Origin of the sequence: Janthinobacterium psychrotolerans, assembly GCF_001677885.1 — a bacterium.
GTDB lineage: Bacteria > Pseudomonadota > Gammaproteobacteria > Burkholderiales > Burkholderiaceae_D > Janthinobacterium > Janthinobacterium psychrotolerans.
The window spans coordinates 133,144-150,228 of sequence record NZ_LOCQ01000058.1 but is presented as its reverse complement, the minus strand read 5'-3'; the positions used below and the strand labels follow the sequence as shown (position 1 = coordinate 150,228).

16 protein-coding genes are annotated in these 17,085 nt (G+C 64.0%); 8 read left to right on the top strand and 8 right to left on the bottom strand.

Annotated elements, in window-relative coordinates; genetic code table 11:
• Positions 1 to 3: 3 nt before the first annotated feature.
• Both ASR47_RS17525 and ASR47_RS17520 read left to right on the top strand, forming a co-directional pair.
• Positions 4 to 1,944 carry a branched-chain amino acid ABC transporter ATP-binding protein/permease gene (locus ASR47_RS17525; RefSeq protein ID WP_065309070.1) on the top strand — a complete coding sequence of 647 codons (1,941 nt, stop codon included), beginning with the start codon at positions 4 to 6 and terminating at the stop codon, positions 1,942 to 1,944.
• Positions 1,945 to 1,954: 10 nt separating this feature from the next.
• A complete protein-coding gene (locus tag ASR47_RS17520) occupies positions 1,955 to 2,677 on the top strand; it encodes an ABC transporter ATP-binding protein (RefSeq protein ID WP_065309069.1) in 723 nt (240 codons plus the stop codon).
• Here ASR47_RS17520 and ASR47_RS17515 read toward each other — a convergent pair.
• Positions 2,656 to 3,345: a hypothetical protein gene (locus ASR47_RS17515; protein WP_150127854.1), complete on the bottom strand. Its 690-nt coding sequence runs from the start codon at positions 3,343 to 3,345 to the stop codon at positions 2,656 to 2,658. The genes ASR47_RS17520 and ASR47_RS17515 overlap by 22 nt on opposite strands.
• Before the next feature lie 170 nt (positions 3,346 to 3,515).
• Between ASR47_RS17515 and ASR47_RS17510 the strand changes: the two genes are divergently transcribed.
• Entirely contained in the window at positions 3,516 to 5,645 is a 2,130-nt protein-coding gene (locus tag ASR47_RS17510; RefSeq protein WP_245714389.1) for a TonB-dependent receptor plug domain-containing protein, read from the top strand.
• A gap of 16 nt (positions 5,646 to 5,661) precedes the next feature.
• Here ASR47_RS17510 and ASR47_RS17505 read toward each other — a convergent pair whose 3' ends face one another.
• A complete protein-coding gene (locus ASR47_RS17505) occupies positions 5,662 to 6,576 on the bottom strand; it encodes a LysR family transcriptional regulator (protein WP_065309067.1) in 915 nt (304 codons plus the stop codon).
• Between the two features lie 102 nt (positions 6,577 to 6,678).
• Here ASR47_RS17505 and ASR47_RS17500 point away from each other — a divergent pair, with 102 nt between their 5' ends.
• Positions 6,679 to 7,464 (top strand): SDR family NAD(P)-dependent oxidoreductase, encoded by a 786-nt coding sequence (locus tag ASR47_RS17500; RefSeq protein ID WP_065309066.1) that lies wholly within the window; start codon positions 6,679 to 6,681, stop codon positions 7,462 to 7,464.
• A gap of 27 nt (positions 7,465 to 7,491) precedes the next feature.
• On the opposite strand, the gene ASR47_RS17495 is transcribed toward ASR47_RS17500, so the two are convergent.
• From ASR47_RS17495 to ASR47_RS17470, 6 genes are all read right to left on the bottom strand, one after another.
• On the bottom strand, positions 7,492 to 7,812 hold the full coding sequence (locus ASR47_RS17495) for a DUF2288 domain-containing protein (protein WP_065309065.1): 321 nt from the start codon (positions 7,810 to 7,812) through the stop codon (positions 7,492 to 7,494).
• Positions 7,813 to 7,849: 37 nt separating this feature from the next.
• Positions 7,850 to 8,548 (bottom strand): RES family NAD+ phosphorylase, encoded by a 699-nt coding sequence (locus tag ASR47_RS17490; RefSeq protein WP_425402741.1) that lies wholly within the window; start codon positions 8,546 to 8,548, stop codon positions 7,850 to 7,852.
• A 2-nt stretch (positions 8,549 to 8,550) separates the two neighbouring features.
• Positions 8,551 to 8,988 carry an antitoxin Xre/MbcA/ParS toxin-binding domain-containing protein gene (locus ASR47_RS17485; protein ID WP_065309064.1) on the bottom strand — a complete coding sequence of 146 codons (438 nt, stop codon included), beginning with the start codon at positions 8,986 to 8,988 and terminating at the stop codon, positions 8,551 to 8,553.
• A 118-nt stretch (positions 8,989 to 9,106) separates the two neighbouring features.
• Positions 9,107 to 10,075, bottom strand: a complete 969-nt coding sequence (locus tag ASR47_RS17480; protein ID WP_065309063.1) for an IS1595 family transposase — start codon at positions 10,073 to 10,075, stop codon at positions 9,107 to 9,109.
• A 356-nt stretch (positions 10,076 to 10,431) separates the two neighbouring features.
• The gene (recJ, locus tag ASR47_RS17475) at positions 10,432 to 12,132 is read right to left on the bottom strand and encodes a single-stranded-DNA-specific exonuclease RecJ (protein ID WP_065309062.1); all 1,701 of its coding nucleotides are present in this window, start codon (positions 12,130 to 12,132) and stop codon (positions 10,432 to 10,434) included.
• Positions 12,129 to 13,241 (bottom strand): hypothetical protein, encoded by a 1,113-nt coding sequence (locus ASR47_RS17470; protein ID WP_245714388.1) that lies wholly within the window; start codon positions 13,239 to 13,241, stop codon positions 12,129 to 12,131. The genes recJ and ASR47_RS17470 overlap by 4 nt, the downstream gene beginning before the upstream one ends.
• A gap of 41 nt (positions 13,242 to 13,282) precedes the next feature.
• Between ASR47_RS17470 and ASR47_RS17465 the strand changes: the two genes are divergently transcribed.
• From ASR47_RS17465 to lolD, 4 genes are all read left to right on the top strand, one after another.
• Positions 13,283 to 13,627 (top strand): hypothetical protein, encoded by a 345-nt coding sequence (locus tag ASR47_RS17465; protein ID WP_065309061.1) that lies wholly within the window; start codon positions 13,283 to 13,285, stop codon positions 13,625 to 13,627.
• Between the two features lie 127 nt (positions 13,628 to 13,754).
• Complete coding sequence (locus tag ASR47_RS17460; protein WP_065309264.1) at positions 13,755 to 15,032, top strand: lipoprotein-releasing ABC transporter permease subunit; 1,278 nt, start codon at positions 13,755 to 13,757, stop codon at positions 15,030 to 15,032.
• Between the two features lie 49 nt (positions 15,033 to 15,081).
• Positions 15,082 to 16,341 carry a lipoprotein-releasing ABC transporter permease subunit gene (locus ASR47_RS17455; protein WP_065309060.1) on the top strand — a complete coding sequence of 420 codons (1,260 nt, stop codon included), beginning with the start codon at positions 15,082 to 15,084 and terminating at the stop codon, positions 16,339 to 16,341.
• Between the two features lie 15 nt (positions 16,342 to 16,356).
• Positions 16,357 to 17,085, top strand: a complete 729-nt coding sequence (gene lolD / locus ASR47_RS17450; RefSeq protein ID WP_065309263.1) for a lipoprotein-releasing ABC transporter ATP-binding protein LolD — start codon at positions 16,357 to 16,359, stop codon at positions 17,083 to 17,085.

Here is a 17,085-nt window from a genome sequence, read left to right as displayed (position 1 = left end):
AACATGAACAAACTCACCAAGCTGGCGCTGTGCGCGGCGGGACTGGCCTTGCTCGCGCTGTTCCCGGTCGTCATCCCCAATCCCTATTATATTCACCTGGCCGAAACCATCCTGATCTATGCCATCCTGCTGTTCGGCCTCGATATCGTGGTCGGCTACACGGGCCAGGTGTCGCTGGGCCACGCCGGCCTGTTCGGCATCGGCTCGTATGCCACCGGCGTGCTGGTGTTCAAGCTGGGCCTGCCGTTCTGGCTGGCCATGCCGGCCAGCATCTTCGGTGCGGCCGTGTTCGGCGCCATCCTGGCCCTGCCGGCCCTGCGCGTGACCGGGCCGTATCTGGCCATGGTGACCCTGGCGTTCGGCACCATCGTGCAGATACTGATCAATGAAATGAGCTTCCTGACGGAAGGCCCGATGGGCATCAAGATCCACAAGCCGTCGATGTTCGGCCATAAACTGTCCGAGGTCGAGTATTACTATATGGTGGCGGCATTGATGGTGATCTCGCTGATCGTCGTGCACCGCATCCTGAAATCGAATCTGGGGCGCGCGTTCGAGGCGCTGCGCGACAGCCCGATCGCGTCCGACTGCATGGGCGTGTCGGTCTACCGCTACAAGGTGTATGCCTTCGTCATCAGCGCCGGTTTCGCCGGCCTGGCCGGCAGCCTGTATGCGTATTCGGAAGAATATATTTCGCCCAATACCTACAACTTCGAGCTGACCATTCTGTTCCTGCTGGCCGTGATCATGGGTGGGCGCAAGACGCGTTCGGGCTCCCTGATCGGCGCGCTGATCGTCGTGATGCTGCCCAGCCTGCTGTCGGACATCGAACTGTTCCGCAAGATTGCGGTCACCGCCGCCGTGCTGGGCGTGGTCGGCTCGGCCATCATGCTGGCCAAGAAACGTACTACCGTGCGCGGCGTGATCGTGCCGGTGGTCGCCACCATTGGCCTGGCCGCGTTTTCCTACAAGCTCGACAATATGGTGGACTGGCGATTGACCATCTTCGGCCTGATGACCCTGTTCGTCGTGTACTACCTGCAAGACGGCATCGTCGGCTTTCTGATGAGCTTTGTCGGCAAGGGCCGGCGCCATGTGGCCGCCGTGGCCGCCAGCGGCGTGGCGCCATTCGACCACGCCCAGGGCGGCGTTCAAGGCACGACCCTGCTGCGCGTCGACCAGGCGCTGATGCAGTTCGGCGGCCTGAAGGCGCTGAACCAGGTCGACCTGAACGTCACCCAAGGTTCCGTCCACGGCCTGATCGGCCCCAACGGTTCGGGCAAGAGCACCATGATGAATGTGCTGACCGGCATCTACAAGCCGACCGCCGGCAAGGTGGAATTCGCCGGCGCCGTCATTTCGGGCCGCACGCCGTCCGAAATTGCCCTGGGCGGCGTGGCACGCACCTTCCAGAACGTGCAGCTGTTCGGCGAAATGACGGCCACCGAAAACGTGCTGGTGGGCCTGCACAACACGTTCCAGTCGAACGTGCTGGACGTGATGCTGCAGACGCCGCGCTACAAGCGCGAGGAAAAGGCGGCGCGCGCGCGGGCCGCCAGCATCCTCGAATTCGTCGGCCTGGCGGACCTGGCCAATGAGGAGGCGCGCAACCTGCCTTATGGCAAGCAGCGGCTGCTGGAGATCGGCCGCGCGCTGGGGCTCAATCCGCGCCTGCTGCTGCTCGACGAGCCGGCCGCCGGCCTGACGGCGCCCGATATCAAGGAGCTGATGGCGATTATCCGCAAGATCCGCGAACACGGCATCACCATCATCCTGATCGAGCACCATATGGATGTGGTGATGGCCCTGTCCGACGTGGTAACCGTGCTGGACTTCGGCCAGAAGATTGCCGAAGGCATCCCGAGCGCGGTACAGAGCGACCCGAAAGTGATCGAAGCCTACCTGGGCGGCAGCGAAGAGACCCTGGCCACCGCGCCCCACTGAAAGGAAGACCATGCTGACCATTAACAATCTGCACGCCGCCTACGGCAAAGTGGAAGTGCTGCACGGTATTTCGCTGGAGGTGCCCAAAGGCAAGCTGGTGACCCTGATCGGCTCGAACGGCGCCGGCAAGACCACCACCATGCGCGCCATTTCCGGCATGATCAAGCCGAAGGCGGGCAGTGTCACCCTGGGCGGCAAGGACGTGACGGGTCTCGATTCGCACCGAATCGCCCGCGCCGGCCTGGCCCATTCGCCGGAAGGGCGGCGCGTGTTCGCCTCGATGTCGGTCACCGACAATCTGCTGCTGGGCGCCTTTCCCCGCTTTACGCGGGCGCGGCCCAAGGGCGACATCAAGCGCGACCTGGAAAAAGCGCTGGAGCTGTTTCCGCGCCTGAAGGAGCGCCAGCACCAGCTGGCCGGCACCTTGTCCGGCGGCGAGCAGCAGATGCTGGCCATGGCGCGCGCCGTGATGCTGAACCCGGAAGTGATCCTGCTCGACGAACCGTCGATGGGCCTGGCGCCCATCCTGGTCGAGGAAGTGTTCCGCATTATCACGCGCCTGAAGGGCGAGGGCGTGACCATGCTGCTGGTGGAGCAGTTCGCCGCCGCCGCCCTGAATGTCGCCGATTATGGCTATGTGCTGGAAAACGGCAGCATTTCGGTGCACGGGCCGGCGCACAGCCTGAAAACCGATCCGAAGGTGATCGCGGCCTACCTGGGCGGCGGGCACTGAGCAAACATCGCTTCCAGCCGCGCATCGCGTGCATGCAGCAGCAGCACGCAACGCATCGATGGGGAGGGTTCGAAAAACAGGCTGTAGCCGTCGCCGAAAATGCCGGGACCTGCCACCGTGCGGGTCCAGCGTACGGTGGCGGCGTCCTTGGTGATGCGCGTATAGGTAACCCGCTTGCCTTCGGCGCCGGTATCGTCAATGTCGTATTGCGCCTCGAACGGCGCCAGTGCGCGCGCGCTTTTCAGCTGTTGGCTGGCCAGGCGGCGCGCCAGGGTGCGCCACAGCCATTCCCACGGCTGCTGCTGCCAGCGGATCACGCGTGGCACCAGCACCAGCAAGGCAAAAATCAGGCCGAAAAAAGCCATGCAAATAATGTCCAGCCGAACGCCGTGCACCAGCAGGCCGCCGCCCACGGCAAAAGCGGCCGCCGTCGCCAGGCCGATCACGCTGCTCCACACCATCACGGCGTGGACTCCGGGCGCGCGGGTGAACGCCTGTTGCATCCGCCGCTCGCTGGCCCGCAGCCGCTGCTCGACGCCGCCGCGTACCCGGTTCGCCAGCAATCTGGCGTGGAAGTGCGCTTCGAGGTCTGGCGCCATGCGTTCGAGGGCGTCGGCAGTGATGAGTGTGCGCAGTCGTAGAGTAGGGGTATCTGGCTTGGTTTGCATGCAAAGTCAGTTGGTTATCAGTGAATGGCTGCCATGTTAACCGATAGACATCGCTTTTGCGCACACTGTCCGCCGCAGTCGGGTATATACAGCTTGAAATAATCAAGCTGGCTTTGGCTTGTCAAATCCTCTACACTGCGCGCTCCCTCACGTGGTGTAGAGCAGCTCTCATGCGCAGCAACTTCAGGTATCGCCCCCTTGCTTTATTGCTGCTCTCCGGCGTGGCCTGCGCCGACGATGGCACGCTGCAAAAAGTCGAAGTCTCCGCCGCCAGTGGCACGGTCCAGCGCGAAGCCGATACGGCCGCCCGTATCATTATCGGCCGCGACGAGAGCGGCCAGTATGGCGACAATAACCTCGCCGCCGTGTTGAAACGCCAGCCCGGCGTATCGGTGGTCGGCAACGAAGTGCGCATGCGCGGCCTGGGCGCCGGCTATACGCAAATCCTGATCAATGGCGACCCGGCGCCACCGGGCTTTTCGATCGAGTCGATGGCGCCCGAGATGATCGAGCGCATCGAAATCATGCGCAGCGCGACGGCCGAATACAGCATGCAGGCGGTGGCCGGCAGCATCAACCTGGTATTGCGCAAGGGCGCCAGCCACGCCGAGCATGAGTGGAAGCTGGGCAGCGGGCGCGTCGATGAGCGCTTCAATCCTTCTGCCTCGCTGCGCGTTGCCGACAAGTTGTCAGGGTTTGCCTATGCCGTCACGGGCGCGCTGGATCGCACCGCGGACGACACGTCACCCATGACCACCGAGCGTGCGTTCGGTCCGCAGGGTCAGCTGCTGGCGCTGCGCCGCATGCAGTCGCGCAACGCCTCGTCCGTCAACAAGGCCAGCCTGAGTCCGCGCCTGAACTGGACCCTGGACCATGGCGACAGCATCACCTGGCTCACCTTGCTTGACTGGTCTCGCACGCGCTTCGACGGCGCTGCGCGTGAAACGCTGGTGCTGGGCCCGGCCAGCGACTATCCGCATAATGACGCCACTGCCCGGGCCAGCATTTTTTCGGCGCGCAGCGATGCCAGCTGGGTACACTCGTTCGGCACGGCCGGCAAGCTGAGCGTCAAGCTGGGCCTCAACCACAGCCGGCGCGATACGGATTACGCATTTCAAGGCAGCGGCAGCGACGATGCGCCGCTGCTGCTGCGTGCGGTAATATCGAACGCCATCGACGACAGCTTGACCAGCAGCGGCAAATACCTGGCGCGGCTGGCGGCCGGCCACGCGCTGAGCGTGGGCTGGGACGGCGGCGCGATCCGCCGCAGCGAAGCGCGCCGCCAGCGCGATACCTTCTTTGCCGGCGGCCAGCCTTATGCGCTCGACGAAGACTACATTGCCAACGTGGGCCGGCTGGCCGTCTTTGCGCAGGATGAGTGGGACATGACGCAGCGCCTGCAAGTCTATGCCGGCATACGCTGGGAAGGGCTGCGCACCACCACCGAAGGGCGCACCTTGCCGCCGGTGCGATCCAGTTCCGGCGTGTGGAGCCCGGTGGCGCAGCTGCTGTGGAAGCTGCCCGGCACGGCGCGCGACCAGCTGCGCCTGGCGCTGGCCCGCACCTACAAGGCGCCGACCACGCGCAACCTGGTGCCACGCCGCTACACCGTTAACAATGCCAACAGCGCCACCAATCCCGATTTCCAGGGTAATCCCGCGCTGCGCCCGGAACTGGCGTGGGGGCTCGATGCGGCCTATGAACATTATTTCGGCAAGAGCGGCGTGGCCAGCGTGTCGGCGTTCGCGCGCCGCATCAGCGATGTGACCTTGCAGCAGTTGAGCTTGCAAAATGGTATGTGGATCACCCGCCCGTTCAACAACGGCGTGGCGCAAGTGCGCGGCGTCGAGATGGATGTGAAATTCCCCTTGCGCACCTGGCTGGCCGATGCGCCCGAGATCGACCTGCGCGCCAACGCCGCGCGCAACTGGTCGAGCGTCGACGCCGTGCCAGGGCCGGGCAATCGCCTGGCCAGCCAGGTGCCGGCCACCCTGAACCTGGGGCTGGACTACCGGGTCTCGCCGATGACCAGCGTGGGCGGCAACCTGAATCTGCAAACAGGCGGCTGGGCGCGGCAGGACGCGCAGGCCGGCAGCTATGCCGGCGTGCGCCGTACCCTGGACGCCTACGCCCTTTGGCAGCCCGACGGCAAGACGCGGCTGAGGCTGTCGCTAGCCAACCTGCTGGGTCAAAAGCAGGTGCAGGGGCTGTCGTATGCCGGTGATGCGGGCCTGCGCGAGAGCATGACGGCCACGCCGGGCAGCGCATCGCTGCGGCTGATGCTCGAGCGCAATCTGTAGCGCTGCGCCAGGCCGGCTACAGCGGCGCCGGCGTTTCCAGCAGCGACGGCCGCGTGACGCGGGCGATCCAGTTCAGCACCATGTCCACCCGCGGTGCGATATGCCGGCGGTGCGGCAGCAGCAGCGTCACCGGCACCGGCGCCCTGCGAAACGCCGGCAGCACTTCCACCAGCTGGCCGCTGTCGAGCAGGCGGCGGTTGGTCGGCAGCGCCGCCTGCATGATGCCCAGGCCGCGCAGGCAGGCCGACTGCATGAAGGCCGAATTGTTGACCGCCAGCGCGCTGCGCATCGGCACGACTGTCGGCGCACCGTCGACCAGGCAGCGCAGCGCCGCTTCCTCGTTGCGCAAATTGCCCGCGTGGTACACCAGGCGGTGGCCGGCCAGGTCGGCCAGCGTGTGCGGCGTGCCGTGCTCGGCCAGGTAGGCGGGGCTGGCGAGGTTGGCCATTGCCAGCCACCCCAGGGGCCGGGCCACCATATCGGAATCGGGCAAGGGACCGATCCTGATCAGGGCGTCGAAACCTTCGCGCACCATGTCGACCTGCCGGTCGTTGGTGCTCAGGCCCAGATCGAGTTGCGGGTGGGCCGCCAGCAGCGCCGGCAGGTGAGGCATGATCAGCTCCTGGGCGAACATGCTGGGCATGTCGATGCGCACGCGGCCGCGTATCTCCCCGGCGGCCAGCTGGAACATGCCCTGCAGCTGTTCCGCATCCGTCAGCAACTCCTTGCAGCGCACCAGGAACAGTTCGCCCTCGGGCGTAAGCCGCACGCTGCGCGTGGTCCGTTGCAGCAGACGCGCGCCGATCTTCGCTTCCAGTGCCTGCACCACGGTCGAGACCCGGCCCTTGGCCATGCCCAGCTGGTCGGCGGCGCGGGTAAAACTGCCCAGTTCGGCCACCCGTCCAAAAATTCGCAGTTCGGACAAATCCATGATTGTTCTTCCATAGAAAACAGTCATTTCATTTTAAGCTGATTTATCAATCATGGACAGAACGGTACAGTGATTGCCTCTATTAACGTTCAAGGAAATGCCATGACCAGCACCGCCTCCACCCCACTTCCGAAGCAGCGCATCGCGCTGATCACCGGCGCCAATCGTGGCCTGGGCCGCAGCACGGCGCTGCATCTGGCCCGTGCAGGCGTAGACGTCATCATCACTTATCTGAACGGCGCGGCGCAGGCCGCCGAGGTGGTGCGCGAAGTACAGGCGCTGGGGCGGCGCGCGATGGCGCTGCAACTCGATGTGGGGGTGTCGGCCACCTTCGCCGGCTTTGCCGAGCAGGTGCGCAGCGCGCTGGCCGAGCATTGGCAGCGCCAGCAGTTCGACTATCTGGTCAACAATGCCGGCGGCGGCGTGCACGCCACCCTGGCCGAGACCACGGAAGAACAGTTCGACCTGATGATCAACACGCATCTGAAAGGCACGTTCTTCCTGACGCAAAAGCTGCTGCCGTTGATTGCCGATGGCGGCCGCATCCTCAATACCTCGTCGGGCCTGTCGCGCTTTACCTTCCAGGGCTACGCCGCCTATGCATCGGCCAAGGGCGGCATCGATGTGCTGACGCGGTATATGGCGCTGGAACTGGGTCCGCGCGGCATCAGCGTCAACGCGCTGGCGCCAGGCCCGACGGAAACCGACTTCGGTGGTGGCGCCGTACGTGACGACAGCGCCCTGAACCAGCAACTGGCCGCGATGACCGCGCTGGGCCGTACCGCCAAGGCGGACGATATCGGCGCCATGGCCACGGCCTTGCTGACCCAGGGTAGCGGCTGGGTTACCGGCCAGCGCATCGAAGCGTCGGGCGGCCTGCTGCTGTAAGCGTCACGGTGCGCCTGGCTTGCGGCGTCAGTGCTTGGTGGGTTTGTCCTGCTGCACCAGAATGAACGGGCTGACGACGACGGCCCACAGCGAGGCATCGGCCGCCTGCCAGTCCAGTGCCTGCTGGTCCGACACCTTGGCCAGCTGGCCGTTGGCCATCCATTGCGTAATGGTCGACTTGTCGTCGTGCGAGATGCGCACGGCCACTTCGACCAGGTCGAGCTCGTTGGCGATCCACACCACATTGCCTTGCGCAAAATGCTTTTCCAGCTCGCGCCAGGGCAGGCGGGCGGTTTCACTGTTTACTTTCAGGCGCAGGTCGGTATCTTTTTCTGGGTTGGTTTGCATGCGAATAATCTGGTTTGATGGGAAAGTTGCCCGGCCGCTAGAGCGTTTCAATGTGTGGCACGGGCGTTCCCCGCCATGTTAACCGATAGGCCGCGCCTTTGCGCACATTGCCCACCAGGGCCGGGCGGAAGCAGGCCAGGTTGGTGCCTTCCGGGCGCCGCGTACTGGGGAAAATCACGCCCATCGAGCCCGCCTCGAGCAGGGTGGCCGCCAGCTCCTGCGAGGCGATATAGCTGGCCGGGTCCAGGCAGGCCTGGAAGCGGGGTTGGCCGCGCAGGTCGTGGAAGGTGGCGGAAAAGTCCGCCAGCAGCGACTGGTAGCTGACGCTGTCGGTGAAATAATCGATCTCCTGGTATTCCACTGTTTTGTGGAAAATGATCTCGGCCAGCGCGGTGTCCATATCGAAGGCGCAATACCACGCGCCGCGTTCGCTGTCGTTGAAACGCGCGCCTTCCGGCCGCGCATACGTGTAGGCGGCATTGATAATGCGAAAGTGCGGCACGCCAAAAACCAGCTCGTCCACGCCAATTCCTGGCGTGCCGCCGTACTCGGCGATGAGGCGCGCATTGGTGGCGTTGTCCAGTTCGAACAGCTCGGCCAGGTGCTCGTTGTTCTCGGCCAGCGGCGCCAGCACCGAGTCTTCCATGTCCGCAAAGCGCGACGGGATCAGGCGGCAGGTATCGATCTGCCGCAGCGCAGAACGTGGCGGCAGGCCGTCAGGGATGGCGCGCGCCACCGTTACAACCCGCCACGGCGCGCGTCGAGCAGCTTCCTGACCGTCTGCATGGCCAGCAAGCCACCGGCCAGCATCTGCGACAAGGGCGTGCGCCCGCCAAAGATGGCGTTCTTGTTCGGCAGGCTGACCCATTCGTCGGCCAGCTGGTCGCCGTACAGAATGTGCAACGCCTTGTAGATACCGAGCAGATAGGAAATGCGCGTGATGCGATCCACTTCCAGCACCCGGTCCGGATTTTTTTTCCACTCGTAATATGCGCTGCTCGACAGGCCGCCGAGCAGCTCGCGCGCATCGTCGTCGCGCAGGCGCCAAGCGGCCGCCAGCTTGAAAAACCCCTTCAGCGCCGCCTGCGACAAGCGCTCGCGCTCGGCTTTGGCGTTCAGGTCGACCAGCACCGCAGGCTCGAAGCGGCTCTTGGGGTAAGCATAGGCTAGATTCATGGTGGCTCCTTTTATGGATTAATAATACTCCATTTTTGGAAAATTGTTCAATGCGACGCAATCGTGCGCCACATCGGTTTCGGCCATGAAATCGTGTTGGCCCCGGCGTTTTTTATGGCTATGTCACCAGCAAATGTGGGAACGTCCCCAAAGTGGCCCTGAGCAAGCTTTCGGGGGACAATATTCTCTTTGCGTCGAGTATCCAGCGCCAGCCCAGGTAGTTGGGCAGGTAGCGCGTGGCCACGCCATGAAACGCACGTAGCCAGCCACGCAACCGGCTGTGATAGGCGTTGACATTCTGCACATGCACCGTGCCGCGTACGCGGATGCCAGCGCGCAAGTTGACCGCTGCATGTTCGATGCCGATCTCCCTGGCAAAAGCAGGATAGGCAGGATGGCCATCGCTGACCAATAAAATGTCACGGTCGATCACCGGCGGCAGGCAGGCGTGCAGTGTGGCCTTGGTCAGCTGGCCCAGGCCGGCGACGAAATCGATGGTTTGGCCGGTGCGGTCGCGCGCCACCAGCACGCACACCTGCTCGTTGGAAATGCCACGCTGGCTGGCGCGGCCACCGCGCTGGCGCGCCGGCCGCGTCATGTGTCTTGAACCTTTTTGCGACTCCAGCAGATACATGTCGTCGGCCTCGGTGATGCCGTGCAGGCAGCGTGGCCGGTCGGTTTTGGCCAGCGCCAGAAACCGGTGGCGCCAGCGAAAACTGGTGTTGCGATGGATGCTTACCTGGCTGGCGGCCTTGCGCACCGAAAACGAGTTGAGCAGACAGTCGGCATAAGCCAGCCAGCGTTCCTTGTGGTGCAGATGCGCCAGCGGCGTGCCGCTCAAGGCGTTGAAGGTTTTGCGGCAGGGTACGCAGCGATAGCGCTGCAGGCCGTGGGCCTGGCCGTGGCGGTGGAAGTGTGTCGATAGACATGCCGGACAATGCAGTTGCGCCTGCGCTGTCTGCTCGATCAGGGTGACGGCCGCAGCCTGCGGCGCGCTGGTGCGCAACAAGTCGCTGCTGGCAAGGCGCTGGCGGTGCGACAGTTGCGCAAATTGCCTGGCGAAGGCCTGCCACTGGGCGGTGTCCATGATCGGCTCCTGGAAGGAAATACCTGATCAGTTAGACCTCAGCAACTGCGGCGCGTTCCCACCGTATTGGGTGACATAGCCTTTTTTATTGAATAAAAAGGACGACGAATTCGCCAATGCCGTTCAGTTAGCTCGCCTACGCTGTCAGGAAACTCGCAAAACGGATTGAGGCCTCGGTCTCCAGCACAGGCCCACCGGGCCAAGCGCGTCTCCGGCCCGCCGTTTCTACGTTTTCAGGCCTTACGCATTTAATGCATCAGACAGCTTAACTGAACGGCATTACGACGAATTCGCCAGATTGTGGTGTTGCAAAAGACCGACGGCGTTACGGCACCTGGCAAAACGGCCAGGTGCTATCAGACAGGCTCCGCATGCTCGACCATCAGCTGCACCTTGGTCGTGCCATTGTATTCATTGGCATCGAGGCGGAACGCCACGCGGGTGCGTTCGCCCAGCGCGTCGGTATGGCCGAACCAGATGGCGTCGAAGCGCACGCCGTTTTTTTCCAGCAGCAGCTTCAGATGGCGTTCCTTGAGGATGCGCTGGCTGACGACGCGGAACTCATCGCAGAACACGGGCGGCGCGAAGCCCTGGCCCCAGACCTGGCCGTCCATCAGTTCGATAAAGGCGGTGGTGTAATAGGCGTCTTCCAGCGGGCCGTCCGTTTCCACCACCCGTTCCAGCTGCTGCTGGCTGAGCCAGGCCTGGCCCACGGCCTCGAACGCCTTGGAGAACGCATCAAAGGCGTCGGCGCGAATGGTGAGGCCGGCCGCCATCGCGTGGCCGCCGAACTTGTCGATCAGGCTGGGCGCGCGCTTGGAGACCAGGTCGAGCGCGTCGCGCAGGTGAAAACCGGGAATCGAGCGGCCCGAGCCCTTGATCCAGCCGTCGGCGCCCGGTGCGAAGGTGATCGTCGGGCGGTAGAATTTTTCCTTCAGGCGCGAGGCGACGATACCGATCACGCCCTGGTGCCAGGCTTCATCGAACACGCTGATGGTGCTGCTGTTGGCAGGCTCGAAATCGTCCAGGTGCAGCAGGGCCGTGTCCTGCATTTCCGCCTCGATCTCGCGGCGTTTCAGGTTGATGTCGTTCAGCTGCTGGGCCAGCGCCCAGGCGCGGCCTTCGTCGTCGGTGATCAGACATTCGATGCCGAGCGACATGTCCTGCAGGCGCCCGGCCGCGTTCAGCCGCGGCCCCAGCGCAAAGCCCAGGTCGAACGGCGTGGCGCTGCGCGCTTCGCGGCCGGCCACGCGGAACAGGGCGGCGACGCCCGCATGCATATTGCCCTTGCGCATGCGTTTCAGGCCTTGCGCCACCAGCACGCGGTTGTTGGAGTCGAGCCGCACCACGTCGGCCACCGTGCCCAGCGCCACCAGGTCGAGCAGGTTGTCGAGTTTGGGTTGCGGCAGGGTTTCATAGGCGCCGCGCCGGCGCAGTTCCGCGCGCAGGGCCAGCAGCACATAGAACATCACCCCCACGCCGGCCAGGTGTTTCGAAGGAAAGCCGCAGGCGGGCTGGTTCGGGTTGACAATGACGGCCGCGTCGGGCAGCGTATCGGCCGGCAAATGATGGTCGGTCACGACCACCTGGATGCCGCGCCGGTTCGCCTCGGCCACGCCATCGATGCTGGCGATGCCGTTGTCGACCGTAATGATGATGTCGGGCGATTTCTCGCGCGCCGTCAGCGCGACGATTTCAGGCGTCAGTCCATAGCCGTATTCAAAACGGTTCGGCACGATAAAGTCGACATTGGCGCCCATCGCGCGCAAGCCGCGCAGGGCCACGGCGCAGGCGGTGGCGCCGTCGCAGTCATAGTCGGCCACGATCACCAGGCGTTTGCTGGCAGCGATCGCGTCGGCCAGGAATACGCCGGCCGCGTCGACATGCAACAGCCCGGACGGTGGTATCAGCGCCGTCAATTCGCTCGACAGTTCCGCCGCATTGGACAGGCCGCGCGAGGCGTACAGCCGGGCCAGCACGGGGTGGATGCCGCCCTGGCGCAGCAGTTCGGATTCGCGGTAGGGGCAGGGGCGGGTGGCGATACGGGTACGTGTCATGATGAAGTCAACTTGTTCAGGGTGTGGGCGCGCCAGAATTTGCGCTGCGCATGCTTGCTGGTGGTGCAGTCCAGCCAGCCATCGCGGTGGCTCAGCACCAGGCGCAGCTGGCCCAGGCGGCCATCTTTCAGGGCCGCCAGCAAGGGCGCAAACCACAGCTGTTCCAGCGCCTGCAGTTGCGCCAGCCAGGTGCCCCAGTCCTGGGCCATGGCAGGTTCGACCAGCCCGGCATGCACCACCAGCGCATCGGCCTGGCCGCCGATGATGCTGGCCGGGTCGGCATCGCGGCGCGACGGTTCGGCCAGCGCCGACAGCCAGCCGGGAGCAAAGCTCACATGCAGGGCGTGGGCGCAGGCAGGCGCGCTGGCCTTCGCTTCGTTTGCGCCCCACAGCCAGTAGCCGTTGACGGTTTTCAGGCCACGCGCCTCGCGCGCTTGGTTGACCGGGTGTTCATGCCACAGCATCTGCACTTCGTTTTGCAGCCGGCGCGAGGCGCGCGCATGCTCGCCTTCGGGCATCCAGTCGGCCAGGTTCTGGCTGGCGGCCACGTCCGGCGACGCACAGCGCAGATCGCTCCACGCATCGGCGCGCATGAACCAGGTATGGGCGTCGCCGTAATACAGCGGCTGGCCCAGGCCGTCGAAATAAGGACGGGCCAGCTCGAACAGGGTGCGGCTGTCGGCCTCGCTCAACTGCAGCTGGCGCAGATCGTCCATCATCAAATGCTTGCGCGTGATTTCAATATGCACGGGGTGGATCAAAAAATAGCGCGCGCCTGGCTCCGGCGCCAAGCCAAAGCCGCGCATGGCGGCCGCCGCGAACGGCGCGGCGGCGTCGTCGCTGGCCGCCGGTGGCGCCAGCTCGAGCGCATGCGCCAGCCACGCTTCGTGCGGCAGCAGGCGGGTGGTGCCGTCAAATTCATGCAGGCTGGAGCTGGAGGTGCGCGAGATCAGGGCCGCCAGGGCCGGTGTTTGCAGCGCCTTGATCAGGTCGCCAGCCAGTGCGGCATGCGGCAGGGCAAAGGGAAGAGCGAGGGTCAATTGATTCATGCCGAGATTGTAGGCCATTGTGGCCTGGTGCGAGAAGCGCGCGATGTTTTTACGCTGCATGGTTACAATAGCAAGCAGTCAAAACACGAATAGGGCATGCAATGAAACTGAACTGGATGGCGGCTGGTGTGTTATTGATGGCGCAAGTTTCCCTGGCGGGCGCGGCGGACCCTGCGCCCGCCGATGCAATGAAGACCTTTTACACGCTGTACGACGACGGCGGCGAGCACCTGGCGCAAGCCTGCGGCAAGGCCAGGGCCATGCCTGAAAAATTCAAGCGCCTCAAGCGGCTGTACGATCAAAAAGACTACCTGGGCTCGAAACAGACGCAATTTGCCGACCAGAACGAGGCCGGCATCGACGCCTGGGATCATTTTTTCAGCTCCGCCAGGGCCTGCGAAATAGCACGGCTGCAACTGGAAAAAGAGGCGTCAGCGGGCGGCTGATGATTTTCCCCTGGTTGGAACGCCTGTAACCCACGTCTGCGTGGCGTGTTTCACGCATGAAATGATGATTATGTGGCACACTGCGCGCTCGCCTATCATCGTTGTCGCCGGAGCGCATAAGCATCAAATGAGCATCATCAAACAATTTCCCTACGAGTGGCAGGTTGGCGTGCGCTATACGCGCGCCGGCAAGCGCAGCGGCCGCAACAGTTTTATTTCGTTTATCTCCATGATTTCCGTGGCCGGCATTGCGCTGGGCGTGGCGGCCCTGATCGTGGTGCTGTCCGTGATGAACGGCTTCCAGAAGGAAGTCACCGACCGCCTGATGTCGGTGCTGGCCCACGTCGAGGTGTTCGACACGCGCGGCGCCATGCCGAACTGGCAGGAGCAGGAAAAAGCCGCCTACGCCAATCCGCAGGTCAAGGCCGTCGCGCCGTTCGTGGAAACCCAGGGCATGCTGCTCAACGACGAGACCATGCGCCCGTCGGTGGTGCGCGGCGTGCTGCCGCAGCAGGAAGCGAAAGTGTCCAGCGTGGCCGGGCAGATGAAACAGGGCCAGTTCGCATCCCTCACGCCCGACTCCTTCAACATCGTGCTGGGCATCGACCTGGCCAAGGCGCTGGGCGTGACCGTCGGCCAGAACGTCACCCTGATGCTGGAACGCGAACCGCGCGCCGGCGACTCGCTCAACAGCATGGTGATGCCGCGCATGCGCGCGCTGAAGGTCTCGGGCATCTTTGAAGCGGGCCACAATGAACTCGACGCCAGCCTGGCCTTCGTCAACATGCAGGACGCCGAACAGCTGCTGATGCTCGACGGTCCTTCCGGCCTGCGATTGCGCCTGCACGACATGAACCAGGCGCCGCAGGTGGCGCGCGAACTGAAGGCTTCCATGCCTGGCGAACTGTGGATGCGCGACTGGTCGCGCGCCAGCGCCAGCTGGTATGCGCTGGTGCAAAGCCAGAAGAACATGATGTTCATTATCCTCAGCATGATCATCGCGGTGGCCGCCTTCAACCTGGTGTCGACGCTGGTCATGTCGGTGACCGACAAGCAGGCCGACATCGCCATTTTGCGCACCCTGGGCGCCTCGCCGTTTTCCATCATGAAGATCTTCATGATCCAGGGTGCGCTGGTCGGTTTGCTGGGGAGTGCTTTGGGCGTGGCCGGCGGCGTGCTCCTGGCGCTGAACGTGGGCGTGATCGTGCCGTTTATCGAAGGGCTGTTCGGCCTGCACTTCATTTCAAAAGAGATCTACCAGATCAGCGCCGTGCCGTCCGACCTGCACTGGCTGGACGTGGCGCAGATCGGCCTGATCGCCTTTGGCCTGGCGCTGGTGGCGACGCTCTATCCGAGCTGGCGCGCGGCGCGCGTGAAGCCGGCCGAAGCGCTGCGCTACGAGTAAATACCAGAGTAAATACCAAGTACCGATTAAATCTGCTGGAATCACAAGTATGTTAAAGAATCTGCCCTTCGAATGGCTGGTCGGCCTGCGCTACACGCGCGCTGGCAAGCGCAGTGGCCGCAACAGTTTTATCTCTTTTATTTCGCTCATTTCCATGGCCGGCATCGGCCTGGGCGTGGCCGCCCTGATCATCGTGCTGTCGGTGATGAACGGCTTCCAGAAGGAAGTCACCGACCGCATGCTGTCGGTGCTGGCCCACGTTGAAGTCTTCGACAACAGCGGCAGCATGACAGACTGGCGCGCCGAAAAGGCCGAGGCCTTCAAGAATCCGGCCGTCAAGGGCGCCGCGCCTTTTGTTGAAACCCAGGGCATGCTGCTGCGCGACGACGCGCTGCGCCCGGCCATCGTGCGCGGCGTGCTGCCCGAGGAAGAGCCGAATGTGTCCGACGTGGCTGGCCAGACGCGCATGGGCAGCTTCAAGGCGCTGCAGCCGGGCACCTACAATATCGTGCTGGGCATCGAGCTGGCGCGCGCGCTGCGCGTCAACCTCGGCGAAAAAGTCACCCTGATGCTGGCGCAGGGCCAGGTCACGCCGGCCGGCGTGCTGCCGCGCATGCGCAGCTTTACCGTCAGTGGCATCTTCCAGGCTGGCCACAATGAATTCGATGCGGGCCTGGCCTTTATCAATATCGAAGACGGCCAGCGCTTGCTGCGCCTGGCAGGCCCATCCGGCCTGCGCCTGCGCCTGGCCGACATGAACCGCGCGCCAGAAGTGGCACAAGAACTGAAAAAATCCATGCCGGGCGACCTGACCCTGCGCGACTGGTCCAAGCTCAACGCCAACTGGTTTGCCGCCGTGCAGACCGAAAAGCGCATGATGTTCATTATCCTCACGCTGATCATCGCGGTGGCCGCCTTCAACCTGGTGTCGACCCTGGTGATGACGGTCACTGACAAGCAGGCCGATATCGCCATCTTGCGTACCCTGGGCGCGTCACCTGGTTCCATCATGAAGATATTCATGATCCAGGGCGCGCTGGTCGGCATCCTCGGCACCATACTCGGTGTCGGCGGCGGCGTGCTGGTGGCGCTGAATATCGACGTCATCGTGCCCTTTATCGAACACCTGCTGGGCGTGCAGTTCCTGTCCAAGGATATCTATTTCATCAGCACCGTGCCGTCCGACCTGCGCTGGCCCGACGTCACGAAGATCGGCGTGCTGGCCGTGATCCTCGCTTTCCTGGCGACCCTGTACCCAAGCTGGTGGGCCGCGCGCGTGAAGCCGGCCGAAGCCCTGCGCTACGAATAACTCAAGACCATGACCATGACCGATCTGAATAAAAATACCGTTCCGTCTACCCCGACCGCCGCGCCGGTGGTGCTGTCCTGCCGCGGCCTGGGCAAGACGTTCACCCAGGGCAGCTACAAGGTGCAGGTACTGGCCCGCATCGATATCGATATCCACCGCGGCGAGCGCGTCGCCATCGTCGGCGCTTCCGGTTCCGGCAAGTCGACCCTGCTGCACCTGCTGGGCGGCCTCGATACGCCAAGCAGCGGCACGGTCAGCCTGCTGGGCAAGGACTTTGCGACCCTGAGCGAAAAGGCGCGCGGCGACCTGCGCAACGCCTCGCTCGGTTTCGTCTACCAGTTCCATCACCTGCTGCCGGAATTCTCGGCGCTCGACAACGTTGCCATGCCCTTGATGATACGGCGCATGAAGCGCGCGCCGGCCACCGACCTGGCGCAGCAGATCCTCGCGCGCGTCAACCTGGCCAAGCGTGTGACGCACACGCCTGGCGAACTGTCGGGCGGCGAGCGCCAGCGCGTGGCCCTGGCCCGCGCCCTGGTCACGCAGCCGGCCTGCGTGCTGGCCGACGAACCGACCGGCAACCTCGATCACGCCACGGCCGAACAGATTTTCGACCTGATGCTGGAACTGTCGCGCACTCTGGGCACGGCTTTTGTCATCGTCACCCACGATATCGAACTGGCCAGGCGCTGCGACCGCGTGCTGCGCCTGACCGACGAAGGACTGCAGCCTTACCAGTATTGA

Coding starts and splice junctions, on each gene's coding strand:
- ASR47_RS17525 (WP_065309070.1), top strand. CDS start 4: ATGAACAAACTCACCAAGCTGGCGCTGTGCGCGGCGGGACTGGCCTTG.
- ASR47_RS17520 (WP_065309069.1), top strand. CDS start 1,955: ATGCTGACCATTAACAATCTGCACGCCGCCTACGGCAAAGTGGAAGTG.
- ASR47_RS17515 (WP_150127854.1), bottom strand. CDS start 3,345: ATGCAAACCAAGCCAGATACCCCTACTCTACGACTGCGCACACTCATC.
- ASR47_RS17510 (WP_245714389.1), top strand. CDS start 3,516: ATGCGCAGCAACTTCAGGTATCGCCCCCTTGCTTTATTGCTGCTCTCC.
- ASR47_RS17505 (WP_065309067.1), bottom strand. CDS start 6,576: ATGGATTTGTCCGAACTGCGAATTTTTGGACGGGTGGCCGAACTGGGC.
- ASR47_RS17500 (WP_065309066.1), top strand. CDS start 6,679: ATGACCAGCACCGCCTCCACCCCACTTCCGAAGCAGCGCATCGCGCTG.
- ASR47_RS17495 (WP_065309065.1), bottom strand. CDS start 7,812: ATGCAAACCAACCCAGAAAAAGATACCGACCTGCGCCTGAAAGTAAAC.
- ASR47_RS17485 (WP_065309064.1), bottom strand. CDS start 8,988: ATGAATCTAGCCTATGCTTACCCCAAGAGCCGCTTCGAGCCTGCGGTG.
- ASR47_RS17480 (WP_065309063.1), bottom strand. CDS start 10,075: ATGGACACCGCCCAGTGGCAGGCCTTCGCCAGGCAATTTGCGCAACTG.
- recJ (WP_065309062.1), bottom strand. CDS start 12,132: ATGACACGTACCCGTATCGCCACCCGCCCCTGCCCCTACCGCGAATCC.
- ASR47_RS17470 (WP_245714388.1), bottom strand. CDS start 13,241: ATGCAGCGTAAAAACATCGCGCGCTTCTCGCACCAGGCCACAATGGCC.
- ASR47_RS17465 (WP_065309061.1), top strand. CDS start 13,283: ATGAAACTGAACTGGATGGCGGCTGGTGTGTTATTGATGGCGCAAGTT.
- ASR47_RS17460 (WP_065309264.1), top strand. CDS start 13,755: ATGAGCATCATCAAACAATTTCCCTACGAGTGGCAGGTTGGCGTGCGC.
- ASR47_RS17455 (WP_065309060.1), top strand. CDS start 15,082: ATGTTAAAGAATCTGCCCTTCGAATGGCTGGTCGGCCTGCGCTACACG.
- lolD (WP_065309263.1), top strand. CDS start 16,357: ATGACCGATCTGAATAAAAATACCGTTCCGTCTACCCCGACCGCCGCG.